The following is a 23,228-nucleotide window of genomic DNA, read 5'->3' as shown; positions in this document are numbered from 1 at the left end:
TCAGGGACCGGTCGTGAACGTCGACTTGAACTCAGCCGCGATGCCGTTGCCGACGAGATCCTTCATGCCGTCCTTCGGCAGGACGATCTCGTAGGTCGTGTTCGGCATCAGGTCCTCGTCGGGATCGAAGTTGACGATGCCCATGTACAGGCCGAACTTCCCCTTCAACGGCTGCCCGCCCATCGGCCTTACGATGAAGCTGCCGTGGTGAACCGTGGCGATCTCGACGTTGTCGGTGAGGCTGAGGCCGATGCGCGACTTCCTGGACAGCCCCGTCGCCCCGTTCTTCGGCAGCACCGTGTCGACCGCCGGGGGCGTGGTGTCCGGCTCGGTCGAGTGCGCGGCGATGACCATGCCGCGGTAGGGCAGCTCGTCGTCGGCCAGCACCACCAGGCTGCCGACCGGGATCGAGAACTGGTCGTCGCCGTTCGTGAACTCGAGCCGCCCCCAGACTCGGCTCTTGATCGACATCTTGTGGATGTCGCGCACGTCGATCTTGGAGACGCCGGCGTCCGGCCGCAGGTGACCGAGGAACAGAGTGCCGTCGGAGAAGCTCATGTACTCGGACCCGGCGGGGTAGCCCTTGGCCCTGAACGCCGAGTCGGGCAGCGTGGCGATGGGTGAATTGGCCGAGCCGATGTCGGTGGGGTCGGTCAGCACGTCCCACACGCGCAGCGGCGACTGCACGTAGACGTGCTTGCCGTACAGACCGCAGATGTAGCTCTTGCTCGGGGTGATGAAGTCGAGCGCGACCGGGTTCATCGGATCGCTGATGTCCATCGTCGCGATGCCGCCGTTGTCCTTGGGCGTCGTGATGACCAGCGTATTGCCCACGGCCCACAGCGGACCGGCGCTCACGCCGCCGAACTGCGAAATCGGGATCTTCTTGACGAACTTCACGTCCTCGGGATCCGCGGCGTCCAGGATGTGCAGGCCCGTGTTGGTGCCGCCGACGTAGATGACGCTGCCCTGCCAGTACATGCCCCAGACGGCGTCGGTGAAGTCCCCGTAGTTGATGCCGTCGAGCTTGACGAGCCTCACGTGACGAGGCGCGCGGGCGTCGGTGACGTCCCAGATGTCGACGCCGGTGCCCGAGGTGGTGACCTGGTAGAACTTGTCGCCATAGCGGCCGAGCGAGGTCTGGTGCGACTCCGCCTCGCCGACGCCCTTGGGCCCTCCCCTGGGATCGAAGCCAGGGCTCTGGATGCGCGAGAGCATCTTCGGGTTGGTCGGATCCGCGATGTCGTAGAAGACGATCTCGGCGTTGCCGGCGCCCTGAACGTATCCGTTGATGACGATCGGCTGGTTCTGGTGATGGCCCGCCTCGAGCGTCGGCGACACCAGGCCATCTCGCCAGTTGTTGCGCGGCAAGTTGACCTTGTTCGCCGGCATTGGCATGTTCGGAATCTTGCCTTCCGGCGCGGTGATCGTGTCCGGGTCGATTCCGCCCGAGCCGCCGCTTCCGGTCGTTGCGCCTCCACCCGAGCCGCTCGTCGCGCCGCCGCTCGTCGCACCGCTGCTCGCGGCGGTGCTGCTCGTGGCACCGCCGCTCGTTGCGCCGCTGCTCGTTGCGCCGCCGCTCGTGGCTCCAGCCGCCGGTATCGGGGCTGCGCCGCCGCTGCCCGTCACCACGGATGTGGTGTCGCCCGAGCCACCGCCGCCATTTCCTTCCGGTGAGCCGAGGTCCCCGCCGGAACACGCCGCGAGCAGGGCGGCGAACGAAGGAAAGCCGAACCAGCGTAGTCCCATCCTCGTCGAACGCATTCCTGACCTCTTCTGTAGCGTGTGGGTCATGACAGGTGGCCACCCCGCCGGAGCTTGGAGCCGACAGCACCCATCGCCATCGCGCGCACGCACAGGCACACGAACGCGCGACGCGCCCCGTCGATGAATCGGTTAAGCCTGCGCCAATGTGAGCGTTCACAATTGAGATGTCAAGCGCGATCGGCCGCGCGCGTTTTGACGCAATCCGGCGGCGCGACCCAGCAAGCTGCGGCGCGAAGGATCGCCGGTTTTCGATTGACGCTATAAATGTGAACGCTCACATTGGCTGACCGGAAACCGGACTTCCGGACGGTACAGCTTGGCGTGGTGGTGCTCACCGTCGCCATGGTCGTCGTGCTGGATAGGCGGATGAGGAGGTGCTCGACATGGACTACGCTCGTTCGAAGCTGATTGCTGGTCTTGTACTTTCGGCATGGCTCGGGGCTTGCGGCGGTGGTGAGGAGAAGCCGGACACGGCGGCCTCGGGCCCAGGAACGTCGTCATCGAGCTCCAGCAATAGCTCGAGCAGCAGCGGCGCAGGCGGCAGCGGCGGTGAGGGCGTCAGCAGTGGCACGGTGGGCAGCGGCGGCGCGACGGGCAGCGGCGGCGGCGCGACGGGCAGCGGCGGCGGCGCAGGGGGGAGCGGCGGCGCGGATGGCGGCGGCGGCGCAGGCAGCACGCCGCCCCCGACAGCGTTCGACAACCCCATCATCAAGTACGATGCGCCAGATCCGACAAGCGGCCCCGGAGACTACATCTTTACCGCGGACGGCGCCGCCATGGCCTGGAACAACAAGGTCTACCTCTATACCGGCCATGACGAGCAGGTCGAGGGTGCAGAGGGCTACCGCATGTTCGACTGGCGGCTCTGGACATCGTCCGACATGATCCGCTGGGAGAACAAGGGCGCGGTGATTCGCTACGATGTGTTCTCCTGGGCTCGCGGCGGCGACTCGACGGGCAACGCCAATGCCGCTCAGGTGGTCGAGCGCGACGACGAGGACGGCAACCCGAAGTTCTACTTCTACGCGCCGGTGCAGGGCGGCCAGTCGGCTTATGGGATCTCGATCGGCGTCGCGGTCGCGGACAGGCCGGAAGGGCCGTTCAAGGACGCGCGGGGGATCCCGCTCGTCTTCCTGGCCGACACCGACGGCACGGCGGACCATTCGTGGCGAAACCTCGATCCGACGGTGTTCGTCGACGACGACGGCCGGGCCTACATGTACTGGGGGAATGGAGTCCTGTACTGGGTCGAGCTCGAGGACGACATGATCCACCTGAAGGGTGAGACGTATACGACCGACGGCGGCGGGAAGATGCAGAACCGCAGCATCGGCGGCGCCCAGATTCACGTGCTCAAGAACATCCCCGGCTACACCGAGGCGCCTTTTCTGTCCAAGCACGGCGGCCTCTATTATTTGACCTACGCTTCGGGGTTCCCGGAGAGCATCTCCTACGCGACAAGCACGTCGCCGGAGGGGCCGTGGCAACATCGGGGCGTCATCCTGGATCCGGTGCCGAACAGCAGCACCATCCACCAGTCGCTCTTCGAGTTCAAAGGGGCCAGCTACCTCACGTACCACGACGCCGCGCTGCCGACCGGCGGCAGCTACCGGAGATCCACCTGCGTTGATCGCGCCTACTACAACGACGACGGGACGATCCGGAAGATCGTCCCGACACACAGGTGATTCGCACGGCGCGAGCCGACTACGACGATCCTGGAATAGCCTTCATGGCCGTGAGAGCCTATCCGAGGCGCCGCTCCGGCTTGTGCATCCGCGCGCTCCACAGCAGCGCCGCCGCGACCGCCGGCGCCGCCACCGCCGTCGCCACGACCGCGGCCTCGAACGCCCCCCGCGCCCGCGGCACGTTGAACAGCAGCGCCTGCCCCAGCGTCAGCGCTGCGTCGCAGGTCACCAGCGCGGCCAGCGCCAGCGAGAGCCTCTGCCCGTACCGGCGGCTCAGCCGCAGCATGGCGGGCGCGAGGCCCACGTCGAACGCCACCCACGCCCATTTCACGGCGGGTGACGGGAACCACCGCGCCGCGGGCGCGAGCGCGAGCAGCGCGGTCCACGGGACGAGCAGCCAGCCGAGCACCTCGAAGATCACGGCTGGCCCGCGCAGCAGCGTCGAGAGCCCGAAGCGCAGGAGCCCCCCGCGCGAGAAGGCCGCGAGCGTGTCGTAGATGGCCATGAGGCCATGGCCGCCCGGCGGGACCACCAGGTAAATCGGCGCCCATCCGTCGGGACGCAGCTTCGCCTTGAACGCGTAAAGCCCCTGGAAATCGTACAGGCGAGCCCCGAGCCGCCGCGCCGCGCGCAGCCCGCGCCGCACAGGCCCGGCGAGCGGCGCGAGGCCGAGCGTCACATACAGGCGCTCCTCCGCCGCGGCGGCGCGCATCGCCTGATCGACGAGCAGCTCCGTGGTGCCGTTCGGCGCGGACGGGTCGCGGAGCAGGTCCTCCAGAAAGAGGCCGCGCCGCGCGTACACGGGCACCGCTGCGAGGAAGCCGACCACGGCGCCTCCGGCCTCCGCCACGACATAGCGCCGCTCGCCCGCGAACGAGAACGGCTCCAGCTGCACGAGGAAGCCCATGGGCGCCATCGGCCGCGACGAGGCCCAGCGCGCCATGAGGCGCTCCACCTCGCCCCGCAGCGGGCTCCCGGGGTCCTCGAGCTCGCCGCGGCTCACCGAGCGCGCGACCACGCCCTTCGCGCGCGCGCGGCGGAGCTGCTCGCGCAGGCTCCGGCTCGACCGGAGCACGCCGCCCCAGCGCGCCGGTTCCCACACCGGCTGCTCGCCGACGAGCATCGCGCTCCACGACACCCGCTCGCAGAACCGCGCCTCCGCGCCGAAGAGGCACGCCCGCCGCCCCTCCGCCGCGGCCGCCTGCACGAACGCCTGCGCGACCTCGGCCAGCTGCTCGGCCGCCGTGATCGGCGCGCCGGCGGCGACCCAGGCGCCGCCGGTATCGACGTAAGCCACGCAGGCGTCGTCTCCATGGAACCAGTAGCGGAAGTCGGACTCCAGGGTCTGGAACGAGGTCGCGTTCCATCCGTGGCGTTTGAGCAACGCAAGGACGCGCTCGCGGTCGGAGCGCTGGTTCGACGGTGGCACGGTCCGCCGGAGCATACCTCAGGGGCGCGTGGCCGGCGTCGCGCGCGCCCGTGCTCCCCGAGCAACAGCAGCGCATGGACGCGGTCTTCCGCCGCGCGATGGCGAGGCCCCTCCGGTATCAATCTGCGGGTCCGCTCCTCCGGTGCGCAGACCCTTCGCTCGCGCCGAGCCCGGCGGCCGACTCGACGCGATCGGCGTGAGGGCTGCCCGGGTGCGCCTCGAGGAAGCGCCGCGCCGCCGCGTGTGCGCCCGCGCGATCTCCCTTGCGCGCCAGCGCCTCGACGCGGATCGCGGCGGCCTCGTCGGAGAGCTGAGCGCTCGGGAACTCGCGCGCGTGGCGGGCCAGGAGCGCGAGGGCGACCGCCGGATCACCGCGTCGCAGCGCGCGCCGCGCCGTGTCGAGCAGCGCAAGCTCGGCGGCCAGCGTCGGCGCGTTCCTTTCGCGTGCGCGCGGGCTGCTCGCCGCCGCGGCAGCAGGAGCCGTTGCGGCGGGCGCGGCCAGGGGCGGAGCCTCGTCCGCTCGCTCCTCCGGGAAGCGCTCGTGCAGCTCCGTCTCGGCCGCGCCATGGGCGCGCGGCGCGACGAGCGCCCCCGGCGCGCTGGCCGCCTCCTGAGCGCGCCTCGCGGGCGTCGGCGCATCGACGTGCGTCCATTCCGCGACCCCGAGCGTGAGGACCCCCGCGAGCGCGCCTATCCCGAGCGCGCTCAAGATCCCGCTCCCGCCCGCCACGCCCGCCACCTTCAGCGCGGCGCTCGCCCCCGCCGCGGCCGCGCCCCCCGCCGCGGCCGCGCTCCCCGCCGCTCCCGCGCCCCCCGCCGCGGCCGCGCCCCCCGCCGCGGTCGCGCCCCCCGCCGCTCCCGCGCCCCCCGCCGCTCCCGCGCCCCCCGCCGCGGCAGCGCCCCCCGTTCCCGCCGCGGCAGCGCCCCCCGTGCCCGTCACAGCCGCCCCGACGCCGACCGCGACCAGCATTCGCCGCGTCAAGCCGCTCGGCGGGCTCTCGTCGAGCGCCGCGCGGAGGAGCGTCGTTCGCAGAGCACTCCCCTTCTGGTCCAGAAGGCGCTCGGGATCGGTCATGGCGATTCACCTCGGAAATGGGCCCGCGCCTCTATCCGCCTCACGGCGGCCTGGAAGTGCTCGCGCGCCCGACGGAGGCGAGACGCGACCGTGCCTGCCGGAAGATCGAGCAGCGCCGCGATGTCCGCCGTCGTCATCTGCTCCAGCTCGAACAGCACGAAGACAGCGCGCTGCTCGAGGGGCATCGTGTCGAGGATGGCATCGAGCGTCGCGCGGGCGCGAGCGCGATCCATCATCTCCTCGGGGTCCGGCGCCGGGTCGACGCGCTCGCAAGGCGCGTCCTCCAGCACCTCCCGGCGCCGCTGCTGTGTCCTCCGCGCGCGCGAGGCGATCCGCAGCGCCGTGCTGAACAGGAACGCGGCCTCCCGGCCCGATTCGATGTCCCCGAGCCGCCGGGCCGCCACGAGGAAGACCTGCTGCGCCGCGTCCTCCGCGTCGGCGCGCGGCAGGCCGAGCCGCACCAGCGAGCGCCAGACGAACGCCGAATAGTCCATCACGAGCCCGGTGAGGCGCCCGGCCGCCGCCCGGCTGTCGGGCGGAACTGCGGCGGGGAGCTGCATCAGGGTCAGCGCTTCACCACGGCTCACGCCTTGTGCAATCTCCGGATCGAGGCGAACTGATCATAAAATCGACAGGCCAGCGTCGAGCAGCAGCACGGGTGACCGCGCGGACCTCGTGGAGAGCTGCACCGGGCGTGCGCCGCGAGCGAGCGCCGCACCAGCGCAAATTGCGGTCCTTAGTGCACGTCGGCGCGCACGAGCGCGCCGGACGTGGGCTCTCCATACCGCATCCGCGTCACCTCACGCGTTGAGCACGGCCGCGCGCGCAGCGCCTTCGTCGTCGCCGGCGCTCGTGATCACAACGACGCTTCCTCTCTTGTGCCCTTGTTCGACACCGGCGTGGGCCTCGGCCATTCGCGCGATCGGATAGCGTCGATCGATGACCGCGCACCGCGCGCACGCCGCCGCCGGCGCCGGCACCCGACGGGCGCGCGGCTCAACCCCGCTCGCCCGACGCGCCGCCCTTCCACTGAAAGACGTGCTCGAGCGGCACGCCGAAGGCCGCCGCGATGCGGAAGGCGACCTCGAGGGAGGGCGAGTAGCGGCCGTGCTCGATGGCGACGATGGTTTGACGGGTGACGCCGACCTTCTCGGCCAGCTCCGCCTGCGTCATCTCGCTCGCTTGAAACCTCAGCGTGCGGATGACGTTGGTGATCTGAGGCTGCCCCTTGCCCATCGGACTATCCGATACCGCTCACGGCATCGAGCACCAGCCAGCCCGCAATCAGCGCCCGGCCAGTCAGCAGGATCGCCGCGTTCCATTTCTCGAACGTCATCTCGCCCTCCGAGGCAGCGCGACCTTCCGCAGGAGACGAGCTCCGCCCGCCACACATCCGGCCGCGCATGGCCGGACGCCTGCGCCGCTTCGCGCGCGGCCCTGGCTCTGTTTCCTCGCGGTTTCGCCTCGCTCCGCGCTCGCAGCGCCCACGTCGCGGCCGCGCTGGTTCGAGGTGCCAGCGATCCCTGTCGGGGTTGCTGACACCTCGAACTGGTAACTGACCCGGTGGTCAATGTCAATTTTTTCATATACAGAGTCGTGATTAACGGACACCACGTCCTGTTTCTATGACATCGGGGTGCTCGCCGTACCTTCCGTCAGCGAAGGCGCCGGCGTAGGCTCTGCGGCGATGCTCACTCCCACGGTGGTCGTGTTCGACCTGGACGGCACGCTGATCGACAGCCGGGGCGACATCGTGGCGGCGGTGAACCATGCGCTCGTGGCGACGGGCCGGGCCCCGCTGCCAGGGCAGGTGATCGTCCGGTACGTGGGCGACGGCGCGCGCGCGCTGTGTGCGCGCGCGGCCAGGCTCCCCGAGACCTCCGAGAGCGTCGAGGAGCTCCTCCGGCACTTCCTCGAGTACTACGCGCGGCACCCGCTCGACTTCACGCGCTGGATGCCCGGCGCGCAGGAGATGCTCGAGAGGCTCTCGGACCTCGGCGATCTCGCGCTCTGCATCTGCACGAACAAGCCGCGCTCGACCACCGACGCGGTGCTCGCCGCGCTCGGGGTCGGCGCGCGCTTCCGCGCGGTGGTCGCGGGCGGCGACGTCGCCGACAAGAAGCCGGATCCGGCGCCGCTGCTCCACCTCGCGGCGCGCCTCGGCGTCCAGCCGCACAAGATGGTGATGGTCGGCGACGGCCCCCAGGACATCGAGTGCGCGCGCCGCGCGGGCGCGCGGTCGATCGCCGTCCTCGGCGGCTTCGCGTCGCAAGACGAGCTCCTCGACGCCCGCCCCGACGTGCTCCTCCGTACCATGGGCGAGCTCTGGGACGTCCTCCGCCGCTGGCGCGACGCGACGGTCCGGCTCTCCACCGTTCGTTAGCTGCACACCCGCGCGCGTCGGATCGGCGTGCGCGTCGGATCTGCGCGCGCGGCCGAGCTGCACGCGCGGTCAGCCTCTCTCCCCGCCGCACGCGCAGGACGTCGTCGCCCGCGCGCCCCTCAGGCCGCGACGCCCTCGGCGATCTCGCGCCCGAACGCGGTCGCGTTGAGGATCGCCCGCAGGCGCACGCGCGCCCGGTGGAGCCGCGAGCGCACGGCGCTCTCGCTCACGGCGAGCTTCTGCGCGATCTCCTGGAGGCCGAGGTCCTCGTGGTAGTGCGCGAGCACCACGTCGCGGTAGTCGTCCGGCAGCTCGCAGAGCGCCTCGCGGACGTACGCCTCCCGCTCCGCCGCGGACGCGGCGTCGTCCTCGCCGATCGTGCTGCGCATCGTCGGCAAGAGGCCGAGCTCCTCGAAGTCGAGCCCCTCGACGATGCGCGCGCGCTGCCGCCGCTGCGACCGCATCAGCATGAGCGCCTCGTTCGCCGTCACGCGGAAGAGCCACGTCGTGAAGCTCGAGTCGCCGCGGAACGAGCGGATCGTCCGCACCACCTGCAGCAGCGTCGACTGCACGAGGTCGAGCCGATCCTCGTCGGACACGGGGTAGCGCGCGAGCTGCCGCTCCACGTGCGGGCGGATGAGCCGCGTGAGCTCGTCGAGCGACTCCCGATCACCGTCCTTCGCGCGGCAGATGACCTCGGCTAACGGGCCCGCGCTCGCGGCGCGAGGCGACGGGCGCGACCCGACCGCGCCGGGCGGGGTGAGACCGCACGGCGCCAGAGGAGTCTCAGGCCTGGTGCTGGCGCTCGGTACATCGGTCGGAACGGCGGTCAGAGCCATGAGCCATCTCTCCGTCGAGGGCGCCGCGTGCGCTTCCGGCCCACGGGCCCGGTGGTGCGCACCGACCAGCAAACGCCTTGCCACGGCAAGCTCAACGGACGTGCGCGCCACGTGCGCACCGCGTGCTCAGCCGGTATAAGCGGGGCCACGATGTCCAGCGACGCTCCGCGATGGGAAGCCCCCCGAGGGGGAAACAGCCACGTTCCGACGCCCGAGGTGGACCGGTCAGCGCCGTCCGCCTCCGCCCCGCCGCGCGCGCTGGCGCACCCGCTGCCCGCTGGCATGCGCGATCTCCTCCCCGAGGAGGCGCGGCGCCGGCGCGCGCTCGCCAAGCGTGTGCTCGATCACTTCGTTCTGTGCGGCTACCAGCCGGTCTCGCTGCCGGCGTTCGAGTTCGCCGAGGTGCTCGAGCGCGGGCTCGGCACGCTCGACGCCGCGGACGTGCTGCGCTTCATCGAGCCCGAGTCGGGCGAGGTGGCGGCGCTCCGCCCGGACATGACCCCGCAGATCGCGCGGCTCGTGGCCACGCGGCTCGCGGACGCGCCCCGCCCCATCCGCCTCTGCTACGAGGGCACGGTCCTCCGCCGCCGCCAGGGGCGTGCGCGGCGCCACCGGCAGATCCCGCAGGCCGGCGTCGAGCTCTACGGCGTCGGCACGCTCGCGGGCGAGCTCGAGATCCTCCGCCTCGCCGCCTCCGCGGTGCGGGAGGCCGGCCTGGAGCACTTCGTTGTGGACCTCGGCCACGCGATGATCGCGCGCGCGCTGCTCGACGCCGTCCCGGCGGGGCTCGCGGCCGAGCTCTCGGAGGTGCTCGAGCTGAAGGACGCCTCCCGCCTCGCCGCCGTGCTCGCGAGCCCGAAGGCCGCCGACGTCCCGCGCCGCATCGTCGCGGCCATCGCCGCGCTGCCGGACCTCGCGGGCGGCGGCGCGGCTGACCCGGACGGCGCCGCGGTCTTCGACCGCGCCACGAGCCTCCTCACCGGCACGCCCGCCGAGGCGCCGCTCGCCGAGCTCCGCGCGCTCTGGGACGCGGCGCGGGCGAGCCCCGAGCTCGGCCCGGCGCTCCGGGTCGACCTCGGCGAGCTCCGCGGTCTGGCGTACTATACGGGTGCAATTTTCCATGTGCTCGCCGATGGCCCCGGGGAGGCGATCGCGGCGGGCGGGCGCTACGACATGCTGCTGTCCCGCTTCGGCCTGCCGATGCCGGCCGTCGGCTTCGCGCTGAACCTCGACGCGATCGCCTGGGCGCGAGAGGTCGCGGGCGCAGCGGACGAGCCGGCGCTGCGGGTGCTCGTCGCTGTGCGGCCGGAGCGCGCCTCGTCGCTCGCGGCGGCGCTGCGGGGGCTGGGTCTCCCGGCCGTTGCGCACGCGCCGGACCAGGATCCGGAGGGGTACGCGCTGTCCTGGCGGTTCTCCCACCTGGTGCGCGAGCGGGACGGTGCGCTCGTGGTCGAGGCGACATCCGGCGGCGGCGAGGCCGCGACGAGCGCGGGCGAGGTTCCGGCGGCCCTCGACGACGCCGCGGCGGCCCAGGCGATCGTGCTGAAGACGGGGGCAGGACGTCCGGGCGGCAAGTAGACGCTCGCTCGGCAAGCGAGCCTGGGGTAAAGGCGAACCTGGACCCGGACGGAGCCGCTCGGAGTGACGAGCGGGCCGAGGCCGGGCCACGTGATCCAAGAGGAGCTTCGGAATGACCGCGATCGTGATCGTCGGCGCACAGTGGGGCGACGAGGGCAAGGGCAAGGTCGTCGACCTTTATACGGAGAGCGCCGACCTCGTGGTGCGCTACGCCGGCGGGCCCAACGCCGGCCACACGCTGGTGGTGGGCGGGGAGAAGCTCATCGTACGGCTCATCCCGAGCGGCATCCTCCGCTCGAACGCCCGCTGCGTGATGGCGCAGGGCATGGTGGTCGATCCCGGGGTGCTCGTCTCCGAGATCGACGCGGTGGAGGCGCGGGGCTGCTCGACGCAGGGGCGGCTGTTCGTTTCGGATCGCGCGCACCTGATCTTGCCGTTCCACCCGCTCGTGGACTCGCTCCGCGAGGCGGCGGCGGCCGACGGCGTGCGGCTCGGGACGACCAAGCGCGGTATCGGCCCCTGCTACGAGGACAAGGCGTCGCGGCGCGGGGCGCGGCTCGGCGATCTGCGCGACATGAAGCGGCTGGCGCAGCTCGTGTCGCGCTCGATCGAGGCCTGGACGCCGACGCTGCGCGCCCTGGGGGGCGAGCCGCCGTCGCTCGACGCGATCCTCGATGAGCTCACGCCGCTGGCGAAGCGCATCACGCCGCTGCTCGCCGACACGTCGCAGCTCATCGACGGCGCGCTCCGCCGCGGCGAGCGCGTGCTCCTCGAGGGGGCGCAGGGGACGTTGCTCGACATCGACCATGGCACGTTCCCGTTCGTGACGTCGTCGTCGGCGATCGCGGGCGGCGCGTGCGTCGGCGCCGGGGTCGGCCCGACGCGCATCCGCCGCGTGCTCGGCCTGGCCAAGGCGTACTGCACGCGCGTGGGCGAGGGGCCCTTCCCCACCGAGCTCGAGGGCCAGCTCGGCGAGCGGCTCCGGTCGGTCGGCGGCGAGTACGGCTCGGTGACGGGCCGGCCGCGGCGGACCGGGTGGCTGGACCTGCCGGCGCTGCGCTACGCCGCGCGGGTGAACGGCCTCGACGGGATCGCGCTCACCAAGCTCGACGTGCTGACCGGCATGCCGGAGCTCAAGGTGTGCGTGGCCTACGACACGCCGTCGGGGCGCACCCGGGAGTTCCCGATCGACGACATCGCGACGGCCAAGCCGGTGCTCGAGACGGTGGCCGAGTGGAGCGAGTCCATCGACGCCGCACGCTCCATGACGGAGCTGCCCGCGGCGGCGCGGCAGTACGTGGAGATGGTCGAGAAGGAGACCGGCGTGCCGGTCGACGTCGTCTCGGTCGGCGCGGACCGCGAGGCGACCATCGTCCGGCGCAACGCGTTCGCCTGAGGGGGCGACACCTCGGCTCACCGCAGCGGGCGGTGAGCCGCCGTCTCGTCCCGCGCGTCCTCTGGCGCGCGCGGACGGGGCATTGTTTCAATCGACATGCGCCGAGTCCGCCGGACGAGACCACCGCTCGTTGTCCGGCTCACGATGCAGCGGATCCCACGATGACGCGGGCCCTCGGCATCTCACCAGATCCCGCTAAAGACCACCGCCTCCAGCGTCGATGTGCGCTCGCACCACGCTTTCAATTCTCCGTCCTCCTGCTCTGTCACGACGACGACATAATCAACTGCTGGTGACCTCAGGCGCTGATAACCGCAGGAGCCGATCGGGCTCGGCTCGCCTCCTTGCAACGCGAACACACCAAGCGATGTTTCGCGCGATGGCCGCCCCCAGACGAACGTGGTGCCGCGCTGCTCAGGGTTGAGCACCAGTTGCCTGGACGCGGCGCCATCCATCGCTAGCCATACAACGAGCGCCTTGTCCGATGCGCGGCTGCGGACACTCACCGTCCTCAACATGAAGAAATAAGCCCACATCGCCGAGACCACAGCCACCACGAACAGGGCGCGCACGGCAGCTCGACGGAAATGAAAGAACGCGATGCAGGGCTCATGCGCTTATTCCATCGTTATCATTCGTCCCGCCATTTGTCTTGGGCAAGACGCACAACCCGCCGGAATTGAGCTCGTCCCTGCACGTATCCCTGCACTCGTCGACGGCATCCGAGCTCACCCGCTTTCCGCACTCACGGCCCCGCTCGTTGTTGTGAAGATCCAACGAAGCTCTTCAGACGCGCCCGCCGCCCCCACTCCGGCACCGCCCACGGTGCGGTGCGCTCGATCATTCAACGCGCCACAGGTCAAGTTCTAGAACATCGATCACGTTGAAACCCGGAGAAATTTCACAGGGAGGCGGGGAGGCGGGGAGGAAGAAAAAATGAATTTCTCCCTCTTGCCGTCTCTCGCTCCCCGCCTCCCCGCCTCCCTGTGAAATTTCTGCTCTTTCTCGTGGTTTCAACCCGTTTGTCGCTCTAGAGGATAATTCGACCGTGACCGATTCGATTCCGTACGAGGAGATCCGCGACGCCGAGGACCGCTCGTGGACCGAGCGGCTGCTCGGCTGCCTCGTGCTGCCCGGCCTCCCGACCGCTATGCGAGACCAGATCATGAGGACGCTGGTGAGCCTCGAGGATCCCCGCGCCGAGGCGCCGCTCACGCGCATCCTCGCGGCGCGTGAGATCCCCGAGGCAGCGCGTGAGGCGGCCGGGACGATCCTGAGGAACTCCGGGAATCCGCCGAGCGGCGCCTGGCTCCGAGCCGCCTGGACAGAGGGCGATCGGGTGCTCCGCCGTCATGCGCTGCTATCGATGAGGCGCGCAGAGGCGGACATTGTCGAGCCGGTCGCGCGAGACCCGGCGCACCCGCTTCACGGGGAGGCCATCGCCGCCATGATGTTCGACTTCTCGGAGCCGCGCTTCCTGGAGCCGAGGATCGCCGCCCTCGGGCACCTCGACCCAGGCGTCCGCAAGATCGCCGCCGATGCGCTGGTGTACGACGAGCCGCTCGCAGCCGAGGCGCCGCTTCTCCGCGCGGCTGGCGATGCCGTGGTTGAGGTCGCCGTCGCCGCGCTGCAGACGCTCGTCTATTACCCGAGCCAGCGCTGCCTCATCGGGGTCGTTGCCCTCTGCAACCACCCCGACGAGACCGTGCGCGCCGCCGTAGCCGGCTGCGCTGCACAGCTCCGCGAGGGAAGCTTCCGGAGCGCGCTCGACGGCGCCAGCCACGCCGAGCGGCGCTTCCTCCTCGCATGGATGGCTCCGGTCCGGCATCTCCTCGACCTCCCGGGCGAGGGCGATGCGCCGGCATCGCCGGCGGCAGCTCAGACGCAGCGCCTCGCCCCGGACGCCGGCCCCGCGGCGCGCGACGGCCTCGCGGTGGACGAGCTGATCGCGCTCTACGCCGAGCTCGACGGCCCGTGGGCCGAGAAGAAGCGCTGGTTCCGCGATCGATTCCTGGCAGCGCGCGGCGCCGCGGACCGCGGCCGCCTCGTCCCGTTCCTGACGGGGCACCCCGATCCATGGATCCGCGACGGCGCCGCGGAGGTCCTCGCGGCCTGGGACGAGCGCGATGCGCTCCTCGGGCTCACCCGCGATCCGGCCTTCACGGTCCGGAAGAGCGCGATGTACTGGCTCGGCCAGCTCTCGCCGGACCGGCCCCTCGCGGCCCGCGCATGGGAGCACCTCGCGGATCCGGCGACGACAGGCACGCACGCCTCGGAAACCCTGGCCACCTGGGTCAGGCATGCTCCGACAGAGGAATCGATCCCCCGGCTCGTCGCGCTGGCCCGCGGCGACGCGCGCGAGCAAGTCCGGTACACCGCCGCGCGCTCGCTCGCGGGGCTTCACGCTCGACCGGCCATCGAGGGGCTCATCCCGCTCCTCGCCGAGCCGCCGGAGGTCACCTGGGCGCTCCACCTCGCGCTGCTCGATGCATGCTGGCGTCTCCGGCTCCGCCCGGGCCGCTGCGACGCGCTCCGCGACGCCGACAGCGTCGACCTTCAGCTCGCGCTCGCGCGCTGCCTCACCGGCGATGGCGCCAGAGGGTAGCGTCGCGCATTCAGGGCAAGCCCTCCAGGACGTCGTCTCGGTGAGGAGTCAGGCGTCTCTCACGCCATCTGCGCTCGCCCCACGATCTCGGCCCGACTCACCGCCGGATCGCGCGCAACGCGGCAGTCGGGGCGGGGCGCTCGCGCGGGAGGTCGAGCCGAGGGTTGCGCGATCGCGCGGGAGATTGCGCAGGGGCGGTCGCTGCGATGGGAGGTGAGGCGGGAATACCTCGGAAATTACTGCCCCGAGCCGCCACCCTGCGTGTGGGAGCCGCCGCTCTTGCTTCCGCCGCCGTGCGCGCCGCCCCGCTGGCCGCTGCCGCCGCCCGGCGTGGTGGTCCCGCCCGGCGTGCCGGCTCCGCCGCTCGGCGGCGCGTAAGCCCCACCTCCCGGCGTGCCACCGGTGCCCGGCGCGCCGCCCGTGCTCGGCGTGCCGCCCGTCGTGCCACCGGTGCCCGGCGTGCCTCCCGGCGTGCCGCCCGTCGTGCCGCCGGTGCCCGGTCTGCGTTGGGTGCCGCTGCCCCACTCCTGCGCGCCGCCCTGGGTGCCTGGCGCGCCTTGGGCGCCTGCGCCTGGCTCTCCCATCTCTCCTCCAGTTCCAGGCATCGTACCCTCGCCTGGCGTTCCGCTCTCGGGCGCTCCTGGGGTTCCAGGCGCGCCGGGGGTCTCTCCGCCCGTCGGTGCGGGCGCCGGCGAGGCCGCTTGTCCGCCCTTATTGCCCCCGCAGGCCATGAGCGGCAGCGCGGTCAGGACTACCAGAAACATGCTTCGCATGATGTGTCTCCCAGGTCGTTTGCGTTTGCGGCTCGTGCCGAGCCGCCGGCGATGCGGACGCGCCCGTGCGCGCGAAGGCCGCCTCCAGAGCCTGGCGGCGTAGCGTCCCGCGCTCGACATGCTGGGGCCGAATCCGGCCCTCGGGATCGAGACGACGCCGGAACGGCGCATCGGGCCGCGCCCGAGCGAAGGCCGATATGCCCTCGAGACACGAACGACGCCTGACGCCGGCCGGCGCGCGCTCGCCAAGCGCGCGCTCGACGACAGGCGCTCAGCCGGTCACGGAGCGAGCGAATCGATCCACACGCGCCACACGCGCCACACGCGCCACACGCGCCGCGCAAGCCGCCCTCGCCGCGGCTCGCCCGGCGATTGCGTGGCGAGAGGACCACCTGTGACCGCCGCGCTGCGCCCGCGCGCGGCCGCTCGCAGCGGCGCGCACGTCGGAGGATAGTCTGAGGCAGGAGCTCAGGCTGCTGCGCGCCCGCTACATCCATGTCTGCACCGTCGTGCCGGCGACGGTCGACACCCCGCTCTTTCAGCACGCAGGCAACTACGCGGGGCGCGCGCCCAGGGACATGCCCCCGATCGTCTCACCTGAACGCGTGGCGCGCGCCATCGTTCGCCTGGCACGGACGCCTCGGCGAGACATCTTCGTGGGCAGCGCGGGCCCACAGCTCGCCTTGCTGTCTCTCCTCGCGCCGGGCTCGCAGCCCTCGCGCCCGCCGCGCCAGGCCTCTTGTGGCTCCGCCCAAGGCTGCTCGCGTGGACGCCTGGCGGTGACGGCGCGCTCCCGCTCCCTTGAAGTCGTCTGGACAGATCGTCGGGACAAGCGCGCTTTACAGCCCGGGCCGAACAGCTCAGCCGCTGTGCGCCGCTCAACAGATGGATGACGCTGGAAGAAGGTCGGGCGAAGTCAGCAGGGAGAAGCTCGCTTTTCCTCCACGGGATCGACTATTCTGTCCATTCCTATGGCCGAGGACAGCTACGTGTTTGCGGGTTCGGAGCGTGCGCGAGAGCTGGAGCGCCTGCGGCGGATCGAGGGCTTCTTCGACCCCGGCAGCAGGCGCCTTCTCAAGGCGTCCGGGATGGGGCCCGGCTGGAGTTGCCTGGAGGTAGGAGCCGGCGCCGGGTCGATCGCCTGCTGGATGGCAGAGCGCGTGGGGCTCGAGGGCGAGGTGGTCGCGGTCGACCTCGATGTCGGGTTCATGGACGCTTCTCCGCCGCCCGGGGTCCGGATCATCGAGGGCGACATCCGCCAGCTCAACTTCCACGCGGCCCGCTTCGATCTGGTGCACGCGCGCTACGTGCTCATCCACAACGCGGATTTCCAGGATCTCCTCGACGCCATGCTCGCAGCGCTGAAGCCCGGCGGCCACCTGGTGCTCGAGGAGCCCGACTTCACCGCGGCGAGGGGCGCCTCCGGTCCGGATATCGAGGCTTTCGATCGGGTCAATCGGTCGATCCTCGCGATGTTCGAGGCCGACGGCAAGGACCCCGGCCTCGGCCTGCGCCTGCCCGCGATCCTGACGTCGCGAGGGCTCGCCATCGAGGCTGTCGAGAACGAGGTGCCCCTGTGCCCGGGCGGTCACCCGCTGTCCGAGATCATGAGCATCTCAGCCACCCAGCTCCAGCACAGGTACCTCGCGACAGGGCGGGTCAGCGCGGAAGATCTCGCCGGTTACACCCGGTTCGCGGCCGATCCGTCGGCGTGGGGTGTCTACTACGGCACCGTCGGCGTCCTGGCCCGCAAACCGGCCAGGACCTCCGACTGACGTCCTGCTCCCGCCCCGGGGCCAGGTGACGGGGCCAGGTGGCGGTGCCACATGACGGTGACCGAGAGCCCGATTCCGGGCCCGTCCTCCAGCAAAGCGGCGAACTCCGTCCTGCGATCTCCGTCGAGCCCGGACATGGCACCACGCTGATCCTCCGACAGCGCCGCTCCCGGCCTCCGCTCGCCCTCGCGCAAGGTTTCCAGGGCCGCCGCCCGTGCGGCGCCCGCGTCCGTTCATCGACGTCGAGAGGTGGCACCTCTGCGCCGGTCCGTCGCGCGGCACGGACGATTCAGCCGATCCTGCGCGCTGGTGAGAATTGACTATTTGATGTTCTCGCGGCTTGCGCCGCCCAACAACGGTTCAAGATACGTGACGGGGCGGGCCAGGCATCACCGCCGAGCGCTCCAGCGCCGGCCCCGCTTCCGTCAATGACATGGGGGAACTATGAACATTCGAGTCGATTCTCTTCGTTTTGCATGCATGGCAGCCCTCGCGCTCGCGGGGACCAGCGCTTGCTCCGTCGCGGCGGAAGACGGTGTTCTGGTGGCGGCGGACGAGGACAGCTCGGAGGCGGTCGATTCCACGTCACAGGCCTTCTCGCTCAGCATGCCGCAGCTCGCCGCCGTGCTCGCCGCCTTCAACGCGACCGAGATCACCGACGCGCAGATGGCCCGGGCCAAGGCGTCGGACGCCCACGTCCTCGAGCTCGCCGCGCAGCTGTTCGACTATCACACCGCCGCGAGCCAGCAGCTCGCGCTCGCGCTCACGCAGATGGGCATGGCGCCGGCGGACAACGAGATCAGCCTGTCGCTGATCGAGCAGGGCACGGCGGATCGGCAGCAGCTCGAGGGGCTCGCGGGGCCCGGCTTCGACTGGACGTTCGTCAACGTTCAGATCTATCGACACCGGGAGTTCCTCGCCCATCTCCAGGAACAGATGGCCATCGTGGGGCCCGAGCTGCACCCGGGGCTCTCTCACCTCGTCCCGGAGGTCCTGAGCGCCACGAAGCGTAACCTCTCGTTCGCCACATCGCTCCTCGCGCTCATCGGCAGCCCGTACATTCCGGAGAGCGGCTATCCGTCTGGCGTTCCCTATTCCGGAAATTACGGCACCTACGGCAACTACATCGATTACGGCAATTACGGCAACTACGGCAACTACGGCAACTACGGCGGCGGCTTCGCCAACAACGCGCCTTCCTACGGCCCCGTCTACTTCGGCGCCAACGGGCCCTATTCGCCCGCCGCCTCCCCCTACTACGGGGTTTACGGCCGCAGCACGCCGCCTGGCTTCGGCGCGCCCAGCCCGTACCCCCGCCCCTGAGGCCGGCCCGATAGGGCTCGCTCGCGCCAAGGCGCCTGGCGAGGGGGACATGCGCGTCGCCGCCCCACGCTCGAAATGAGCGGGAAGCAGCCGGTGGGTTTCTGACGGGCCTACGGGGAAGGGCGCGGCGCGCTACAGGCGTCGCCGTGCCCGGCCGCGATCCGGGATGACCGCGTGGATCTCCGCCTCGCTGAAGCCAGCGGCCCTGTAGAGGCGCTTCAGGTGCACCAGCTCGATGTGCGCGCTCTTCGCCACCGAGGCGCGGATGCGGTCGAGCACGCTCAGCCGCTCGAGCGGCAGCCGGGTCGCCTCGACCGTCGAGCGCACCGCCGCCGCCGCCGACTTCACCTCGGCCGCCGCGGCCTGCGCCTTGTCCAGGCTGAGCTTCGGGTGGATGCCGGAGCCGAGGAGCTGCGCGAGCACCTCCAGCCGATCCGGCTGCCCCGTGAGGTCGCCGTCCTCGTTGTCGGCGAAGTACGCGACGCCGCCCGGGAACAGGATCGACAGCGCGGGATCTGCAGAGGGGCGGCCCACGGCGTTCCAGACGTCGTCGGCGACCTTGCCGAGCGCGTCGTCGGCGCGCGCGGACTCGGCCTCGACCTTGGCGAGCAGCGGCTCCGCCTCGGAGCGCGCGGCGTTGCGCTGGGCCTCCACCCCGTCGAAGAGCGTCAGCACGGGAACGAGCCGCTGCTCGGCGAGCTCCCGGAGGGGCCCGCCCTTCGCGGAAGCGCTCTGGAGCGTCGCGCGCACGTCACCGATGATGTCGTCCGCTGGCGCATCCTTGCGAATCACCTCGCCCATGATGTCGATCCTCCTCAGGCTCCAAGGCTGCGGAGTCCAGCGAAACACGACCCGCGAACGCCCCCCGTCGACGCTGTCACCTCGGGCACCATAACGGACCGACGCCCACCCGATCAACCGGATCGCAGCCCGGCGCCGTCGGCCCCGGCATGAGCCTCCAGTGCGCCTCCCTGGTACACTCTCGCCGTGCACCTCGGCCCGCTGCTGCTCACGGCCCTGCTCGTCCTCCCGCTCGCCGCGCACGCCGGACAGGCCGGCGATCTGGTCGCCGCCGCGGCGGCGGCGGGGCGTCCGCCCGAGTGCTCGGCGCGGTCCGGCCGGGCCATCGCCCGGGGGCCCACCGTCTGGGAGCGCGCGCGGGCGCCCGAGCTGCCGCGCTACTGCGACCTGCTCGCGCGCGGCCAGGCGCAGCTCGGCGGCGACGCCGAGGCGGCGCGCGAGTCGGCGCGCCTCGCCGACGAGCTCCTCCCGGGGCACGCCGCGCCCCAGGTCCTGCTCGCCCGCGCCGCCCTCGCGCTCGGCTCGCCCGAGGACGCCGCGCGCGCCTTCGAGCGGGCGCGGAGCGTCGATCCCCGCAGCGTCGAGGATCCGCAGACGATGCACGACCTCGCGCGCTCGCTCGCCCGCACCGGCAAGCGCGGCGAGGCGATCGCGATCTACCGCGCGCTCGTCCCGCGGATCGATCTGCTCGGGACCGCGGACCAGCGCGCGCTCGTGCTGCTCGAGGCGGCGCACCTGTCGATGGCCACGGCGGGCGCGGCGTCCGTCGCCGACGCGAGCGCGAGGCCGCCCGCCGGCGCGCACGGAGAGGCGGCCGCCCGCGGGGCCCTCGACGAGGCGATCGCCTACCTGCGCGAGGCGCGCCTGCGCGCGCAGACGCAGCTCGCCCGCGACGTCACGCTGTCGCTCGCGCTGGCGCTGGACCGCGGCGGCGACAAGGCCCAGGCGGACGCCGCGCTCGAAGGCGAGGCGGCCACGCTGGAGGCGCCGCGCGGGCGCGCGGCAGAAGATCGGAGCGCCGGGGCGGCCGCGCGCGAGCGGGCCGCGGACGACCTCGCCAGCGCGGCGGCGCGCCTGCGCACCGTCGAGTACCTCGCGGTCCCGGAGGACAGGCTCGCCCTCGAGGCGCTCGCGCTGGAGCGGACCATGACGGCGGCCGCGATCGCACGCTGGGAGGCGTACCTGTCGGGCGCCGGCGGCCAGGGGCCGTGGGCCCCGGCGGCGCGCGCGCGCCTCGACGCGCTCCGGCGAGGCGGCGGCGGGGGCCACCGGCCCGCGCGCGCGGCGACGGGCGCGGCCGCGCGCGGCCCGCAGGAGCGGAGCGCGGCGCCGCCGCCGCGGCCGAACCCGGGAGGAGCGCGGTGACGCGGCGCTCGCCCCTGCCCCGGCGCTCGCCCCTGCCCCGGCGCTCGCTCCTGCCGGGCGCCGCGGCGCTCCTTGCGCTCTCGCTCGCGGCGGGGCCCCTCGACGCAGCGCCGACCGTCTGGTCGCGCGCGCTCGATCCGGCGGCCGACGAGCGCGAAGAGCTCATCTCCCAGGCGGACGCGCTCCTCGCGCGGTACGACCAGCTCCGGCGCTCGCCGCTCCTGGAGCGGGTCGAGGAGATCGGCCCGCTCTGGCTGCGCGAGGCGCGCGCCCTGTACGAGCGCGCCGGCGCGGCGACCTCGCGCACCCCTTCGGTGCGGCTGCGCTACGCCGACATCCTGGAGCACCTCGGCGACGTGCAGGGCGCCGTCGCGGCGCTCGAGGGGCTCCTGCGGGTCCATCCTCCGGCGCCTTTCCGGGCCGACGCGTGGCACGCGCTGGCGGTCTGCTACGCGCGGCTCGGCAGGTACACGGACGAGATCGAGGCGTACGACGAGGCGCTCGTGCTCGAGCCGCACGCGGCCTCGCGCGCGCTGCTGCTGGCGAACCAGGCCGAGGCCTACATGGCGCTCGGCGACATCACGTCGGCGGTCGAGGGGTACCGCGCCTCGCTCTCGACCCTCGGGTCGCTCGACATGGTCCGTTACGGCGTGACCACGCTCTGGGGGCTCGCGGTGGCGCTCGACAGGTCCGGCGACCTGGAGGGAGGCATCGAGAGCATCCGGCTCGCGAGGACCTACGACCGGGCCGACCAGCAGATCAACGGCGCTGGCTGGTTCTACGTGCCTTCCTACGACGAGGCCTGGTACGCGGCGCTCGGCCACTGGGCCGCGGCGCGGAGCGCCGAGCTCGGCGCCGCGCGCGCGGAGGCCTACCTGCAGGCCGTGAGCGCGTGGGAGTCCTACATCGCCCGCGCTCCGGGGAACGATCACTGGCTGCCGCTGGCGAAGGCGCGGCGAGCGCAGTGCGAGAGGGAATGGGAACAGACGCTGAAGCGCCTGCGCAAGCTCGCGGCGCCGCAGCGGCGCTGAGCCGGGGCGGCGGCCGCTGCAACGTCTGGACGGCCGCGCGCCGCTTCCGCCCGCGCGCGGCGTAGGGCGCGTACGGCGAAGGACGGCCGCACGTGCGCGTGATCACCGATGGTGCTCTGGTCGTACAGCGGCGCGATGGCGAGAGCCCCCTTTACGACCCCGGCCGGCGGGTTCACCTTAACGTGGTCGCCCTCGCGCGCGGGGGCGGCGCCGGCCAGCTCACCCCGAACGGAGGCTCCATCGAGATGCGTGACTCGGTGTTCGATGAGGTCGTGCTCTGGTCCGGACGTCCCAAGGTCGTCGCGACGCCGCTGCTCTATCTCGTGGGCGCGGCCGTCTGCGGCGTGACCTCCGCGATCAGCACCGCGTCCGCCGTGGTCGTGAGCAAGGCCCTCGACGCGTCGCCGAACCAGCTGCTCGCCTTCGCGGCCTGGATGGCGAGCCTCGCGGTGGCGTTCAGCTACCTGCCGCGCTGGTGGCGCTCGGAGCTGGAGTACATGCTCACCGATCGGCACATCGTCGTGCAGCGCGGGAAGCTCCGGCGCTCCATCGAGCGGCGGTCGATCAGCTACGCGCGCATCCACTGGAACCCGAAGCACCCCGGCGTCGGCGACCTCGAGCTCGTCAGGGCGGTGCCGACCGGCGCCCTCCGGCGGCGGCTGTCGATCGTGCTGACCGGCGTCGTGGCCCCGGATCGCGTCTGGGCGATCCTCCGGGGCGTCGTCCCGTCGGCGCCCGCGGGCGACGGTCACCGCCTGCTCTCGCAGCGCCTCGACGAGGGCGAGCGGGTGCTCTGGTCGGCGCACCCGGCCGACGGCTGGCACAAGTGGCTCCCGAACGGCCTGCGCGGCGTCGGCTCGGTGCTGCTCGGCGTGCTCCTCGGCGGCTTCGCGGTGGTCACGGCGGTGCACGCCGTGCGCAGCATCCGCATCGTGACCGCGGCGGGCATGGATCCGGAGAGCGTCTCCTTCGTGGCGCTCGTCGCGTCCCTCTCGCTCACGATCGTGCTGCTCGTCGCCGCGGGCGCGGCGATGCTCTACATGTCGGTGGTGCGCCCGGCGCGGCTCGCGGCGCGGACGCGGTACCTCATCACCGACCGGCGCGTGCTCATCCAGCGCGGCGACGAGGAGCTGCACCTCGATCGCTCGCGCATCGTCGACGTGATCGACGCGCCGGGCGCCGGGGGCCTGCGGGACGTGTTCCTCGTGCTCGACGGCCCGCGCGCCCGCGCCGTCGCCGCGAGCGGCGCCTTCGGCGAGGCCCCGGGCGCCGGGCTCCAGCCGGTGCTGCACCGGGTGGCGGACGTGGACTCGGTGCGGCAGATCCTGCGGCCGGCGTAGTCCACCGTCGCCTGCGCGCGCCGCACGCCCTGCTCATCGCACGAGCCCGTCCGCGGAGGC

General features: G+C 72.2%; 19 protein-coding genes. 10 read left to right on the top strand and 9 right to left on the bottom strand.

Going from position 1 to position 23,228, the window contains the following annotated elements:
• Positions 1–1,764, bottom strand: coding sequence for an Ig-like domain-containing protein (locus tag WMF29_RS46845; RefSeq protein WP_437326517.1), 1,764 nt, complete (start codon positions 1,762–1,764; stop codon positions 1–3).
• A 386-nt stretch (positions 1,765–2,150) separates the two neighbouring features.
• Between WMF29_RS46845 and WMF29_RS46840 the strand changes: the two genes are divergently transcribed.
• Positions 2,151–3,455, top strand: coding sequence for a glycoside hydrolase family 43 protein (locus WMF29_RS46840; RefSeq protein ID WP_437326516.1), 1,305 nt, complete (start codon positions 2,151–2,153; stop codon positions 3,453–3,455).
• 58 nt (positions 3,456–3,513) lie between these two features.
• Here the strand turns inward: WMF29_RS46840 and WMF29_RS46835 are convergent, their stop codons facing one another.
• The 4 genes from WMF29_RS46835 to WMF29_RS46820 form a co-directional block, all read right to left on the bottom strand.
• A complete protein-coding gene (locus WMF29_RS46835; RefSeq protein WP_437326515.1) occupies positions 3,514–4,884 on the bottom strand; it encodes a phosphatidylglycerol lysyltransferase domain-containing protein in 1,371 nt (456 codons plus the stop codon).
• Between the two features lie 118 nt (positions 4,885–5,002).
• On the bottom strand, positions 5,003–5,959 hold the full coding sequence (locus tag WMF29_RS46830) for a hypothetical protein (protein ID WP_437326514.1): 957 nt from the start codon (positions 5,957–5,959) through the stop codon (positions 5,003–5,005).
• Entirely contained in the window at positions 5,956–6,546 is a 591-nt protein-coding gene (locus tag WMF29_RS46825) for an RNA polymerase sigma factor (RefSeq protein ID WP_437326513.1), read from the bottom strand. The genes WMF29_RS46830 and WMF29_RS46825 overlap by 4 nt, the downstream gene beginning before the upstream one ends.
• Before the next feature lie 409 nt (positions 6,547–6,955).
• Positions 6,956–7,195: a helix-turn-helix transcriptional regulator gene (locus WMF29_RS46820; protein ID WP_437326512.1), complete on the bottom strand. Its 240-nt coding sequence runs from the start codon at positions 7,193–7,195 to the stop codon at positions 6,956–6,958.
• Positions 7,196–7,646: 451 nt separating this feature from the next.
• Between WMF29_RS46820 and WMF29_RS46815 the strand changes: the two genes are divergently transcribed.
• Positions 7,647–8,342, top strand: coding sequence for an HAD family hydrolase (locus WMF29_RS46815; RefSeq protein ID WP_437326511.1), 696 nt, complete (start codon positions 7,647–7,649; stop codon positions 8,340–8,342).
• Between the two features lie 119 nt (positions 8,343–8,461).
• Here WMF29_RS46815 and WMF29_RS46810 read toward each other — a convergent pair whose 3' ends face one another.
• A complete protein-coding gene (locus WMF29_RS46810; protein ID WP_012241508.1) occupies positions 8,462–9,181 on the bottom strand; it encodes an RNA polymerase sigma factor in 720 nt (239 codons plus the stop codon).
• A 282-nt stretch (positions 9,182–9,463) separates the two neighbouring features.
• On the opposite strand from WMF29_RS46810, the gene hisZ reads away from it, so the two are divergent.
• Together hisZ and WMF29_RS46800 are read left to right on the top strand one after the other, a co-directional pair.
• The gene (hisZ, locus tag WMF29_RS46805) at positions 9,464–10,759 is read left to right on the top strand and encodes an ATP phosphoribosyltransferase regulatory subunit (RefSeq protein ID WP_437326510.1); all 1,296 of its coding nucleotides are present in this window, start codon (positions 9,464–9,466) and stop codon (positions 10,757–10,759) included.
• A gap of 112 nt (positions 10,760–10,871) precedes the next feature.
• Positions 10,872–12,155, top strand: a complete 1,284-nt coding sequence (locus WMF29_RS46800) for an adenylosuccinate synthase (RefSeq protein ID WP_437326509.1) — start codon at positions 10,872–10,874, stop codon at positions 12,153–12,155.
• A 182-nt stretch (positions 12,156–12,337) separates the two neighbouring features.
• Here WMF29_RS46800 and WMF29_RS46795 read toward each other — a convergent pair whose 3' ends face one another.
• On the bottom strand, positions 12,338–12,727 hold the full coding sequence (locus tag WMF29_RS46795) for a hypothetical protein (protein ID WP_437326508.1): 390 nt from the start codon (positions 12,725–12,727) through the stop codon (positions 12,338–12,340).
• 476 nt (positions 12,728–13,203) lie between these two features.
• Here WMF29_RS46795 and WMF29_RS46790 point away from each other — a divergent pair, with 476 nt between their 5' ends.
• Entirely contained in the window at positions 13,204–14,760 is a 1,557-nt protein-coding gene (locus WMF29_RS46790) for a hypothetical protein (protein ID WP_437326507.1), read from the top strand.
• Positions 14,761–14,996: 236 nt separating this feature from the next.
• On the opposite strand, the gene WMF29_RS46785 is transcribed toward WMF29_RS46790, so the two are convergent.
• Positions 14,997–15,344 (bottom strand): hypothetical protein, encoded by a 348-nt coding sequence (locus WMF29_RS46785; protein WP_437326506.1) that lies wholly within the window; start codon positions 15,342–15,344, stop codon positions 14,997–14,999.
• 1,178 nt (positions 15,345–16,522) lie between these two features.
• Here WMF29_RS46785 and WMF29_RS46780 point away from each other — a divergent pair.
• Together WMF29_RS46780 and WMF29_RS46775 are read left to right on the top strand one after the other, a co-directional pair.
• Positions 16,523–17,308 (top strand): class I SAM-dependent methyltransferase, encoded by a 786-nt coding sequence (locus WMF29_RS46780; protein WP_437326505.1) that lies wholly within the window; start codon positions 16,523–16,525, stop codon positions 17,306–17,308.
• 480 nt (positions 17,309–17,788) lie between these two features.
• Positions 17,789–18,631 (top strand): DUF4142 domain-containing protein, encoded by an 843-nt coding sequence (locus WMF29_RS46775; RefSeq protein ID WP_437326504.1) that lies wholly within the window; start codon positions 17,789–17,791, stop codon positions 18,629–18,631.
• Between the two features lie 132 nt (positions 18,632–18,763).
• Here the strand turns inward: WMF29_RS46775 and WMF29_RS46770 are convergent, their stop codons facing one another.
• On the bottom strand, positions 18,764–19,432 hold the full coding sequence (locus WMF29_RS46770) for a hypothetical protein (protein WP_272096606.1): 669 nt from the start codon (positions 19,430–19,432) through the stop codon (positions 18,764–18,766).
• A gap of 186 nt (positions 19,433–19,618) precedes the next feature.
• Here WMF29_RS46770 and WMF29_RS46765 point away from each other — a divergent pair, with 186 nt between their 5' ends.
• From WMF29_RS46765 to WMF29_RS46755, 3 genes are all read left to right on the top strand, one after another.
• Entirely contained in the window at positions 19,619–20,797 is a 1,179-nt protein-coding gene (locus WMF29_RS46765) for a hypothetical protein (RefSeq protein ID WP_437326503.1), read from the top strand.
• The gene (locus tag WMF29_RS46760; RefSeq protein ID WP_437326502.1) at positions 20,794–21,828 is read left to right on the top strand and encodes a tetratricopeptide repeat protein; all 1,035 of its coding nucleotides are present in this window, start codon (positions 20,794–20,796) and stop codon (positions 21,826–21,828) included. The genes WMF29_RS46765 and WMF29_RS46760 overlap by 4 nt, the downstream gene beginning before the upstream one ends.
• A 92-nt stretch (positions 21,829–21,920) precedes the next feature.
• Positions 21,921–23,168 (top strand): hypothetical protein, encoded by a 1,248-nt coding sequence (locus tag WMF29_RS46755; protein WP_437326501.1) that lies wholly within the window; start codon positions 21,921–21,923, stop codon positions 23,166–23,168.
• The last annotated feature ends 60 nt before the right edge of the window (positions 23,169–23,228 follow it).

It is taken from the genome of Sorangium sp. So ce381 (assembly GCF_051473845.1).
GTDB lineage: Bacteria > Myxococcota_A > Polyangia > Polyangiales > Polyangiaceae > Sorangium > Sorangium atrum.
This window is presented reverse-complemented; position numbering and strand designations above follow the sequence as displayed.

What these genes read in the sequence shown, in the direction of transcription:
- WMF29_RS46845 (WP_437326517.1), bottom strand. Translation starts at nt 1,764, where the DNA reads ATGCGTTCGACGAGGATGGGACTACGCTGGTTCGGCTTTCCTTCGTTC.
- WMF29_RS46840 (WP_437326516.1), top strand. Translation starts at nt 2,151, where the DNA reads ATGGACTACGCTCGTTCGAAGCTGATTGCTGGTCTTGTACTTTCGGCA.
- WMF29_RS46830 (WP_437326514.1), bottom strand. Translation starts at nt 5,959, where the DNA reads ATGACCGATCCCGAGCGCCTTCTGGACCAGAAGGGGAGTGCTCTGCGA.
- WMF29_RS46820 (WP_437326512.1), bottom strand. Translation starts at nt 7,195, where the DNA reads ATGGGCAAGGGGCAGCCTCAGATCACCAACGTCATCCGCACGCTGAGG.
- WMF29_RS46815 (WP_437326511.1), top strand. Translation starts at nt 7,647, where the DNA reads ATGCTCACTCCCACGGTGGTCGTGTTCGACCTGGACGGCACGCTGATC.
- WMF29_RS46810 (WP_012241508.1), bottom strand. Translation starts at nt 9,181, where the DNA reads ATGGCTCTGACCGCCGTTCCGACCGATGTACCGAGCGCCAGCACCAGG.
- hisZ (WP_437326510.1), top strand. Translation starts at nt 9,464, where the DNA reads ATGCGCGATCTCCTCCCCGAGGAGGCGCGGCGCCGGCGCGCGCTCGCC.
- WMF29_RS46800 (WP_437326509.1), top strand. Translation starts at nt 10,872, where the DNA reads ATGACCGCGATCGTGATCGTCGGCGCACAGTGGGGCGACGAGGGCAAG.
- WMF29_RS46785 (WP_437326506.1), bottom strand. Translation starts at nt 15,344, where the DNA reads ATGGGAGAGCCAGGCGCAGGCGCCCAAGGCGCGCCAGGCACCCAGGGC.
- WMF29_RS46775 (WP_437326504.1), top strand. Translation starts at nt 17,789, where the DNA reads ATGGCAGCCCTCGCGCTCGCGGGGACCAGCGCTTGCTCCGTCGCGGCG.
- WMF29_RS46770 (WP_272096606.1), bottom strand. Translation starts at nt 19,432, where the DNA reads ATGGGCGAGGTGATTCGCAAGGATGCGCCAGCGGACGACATCATCGGT.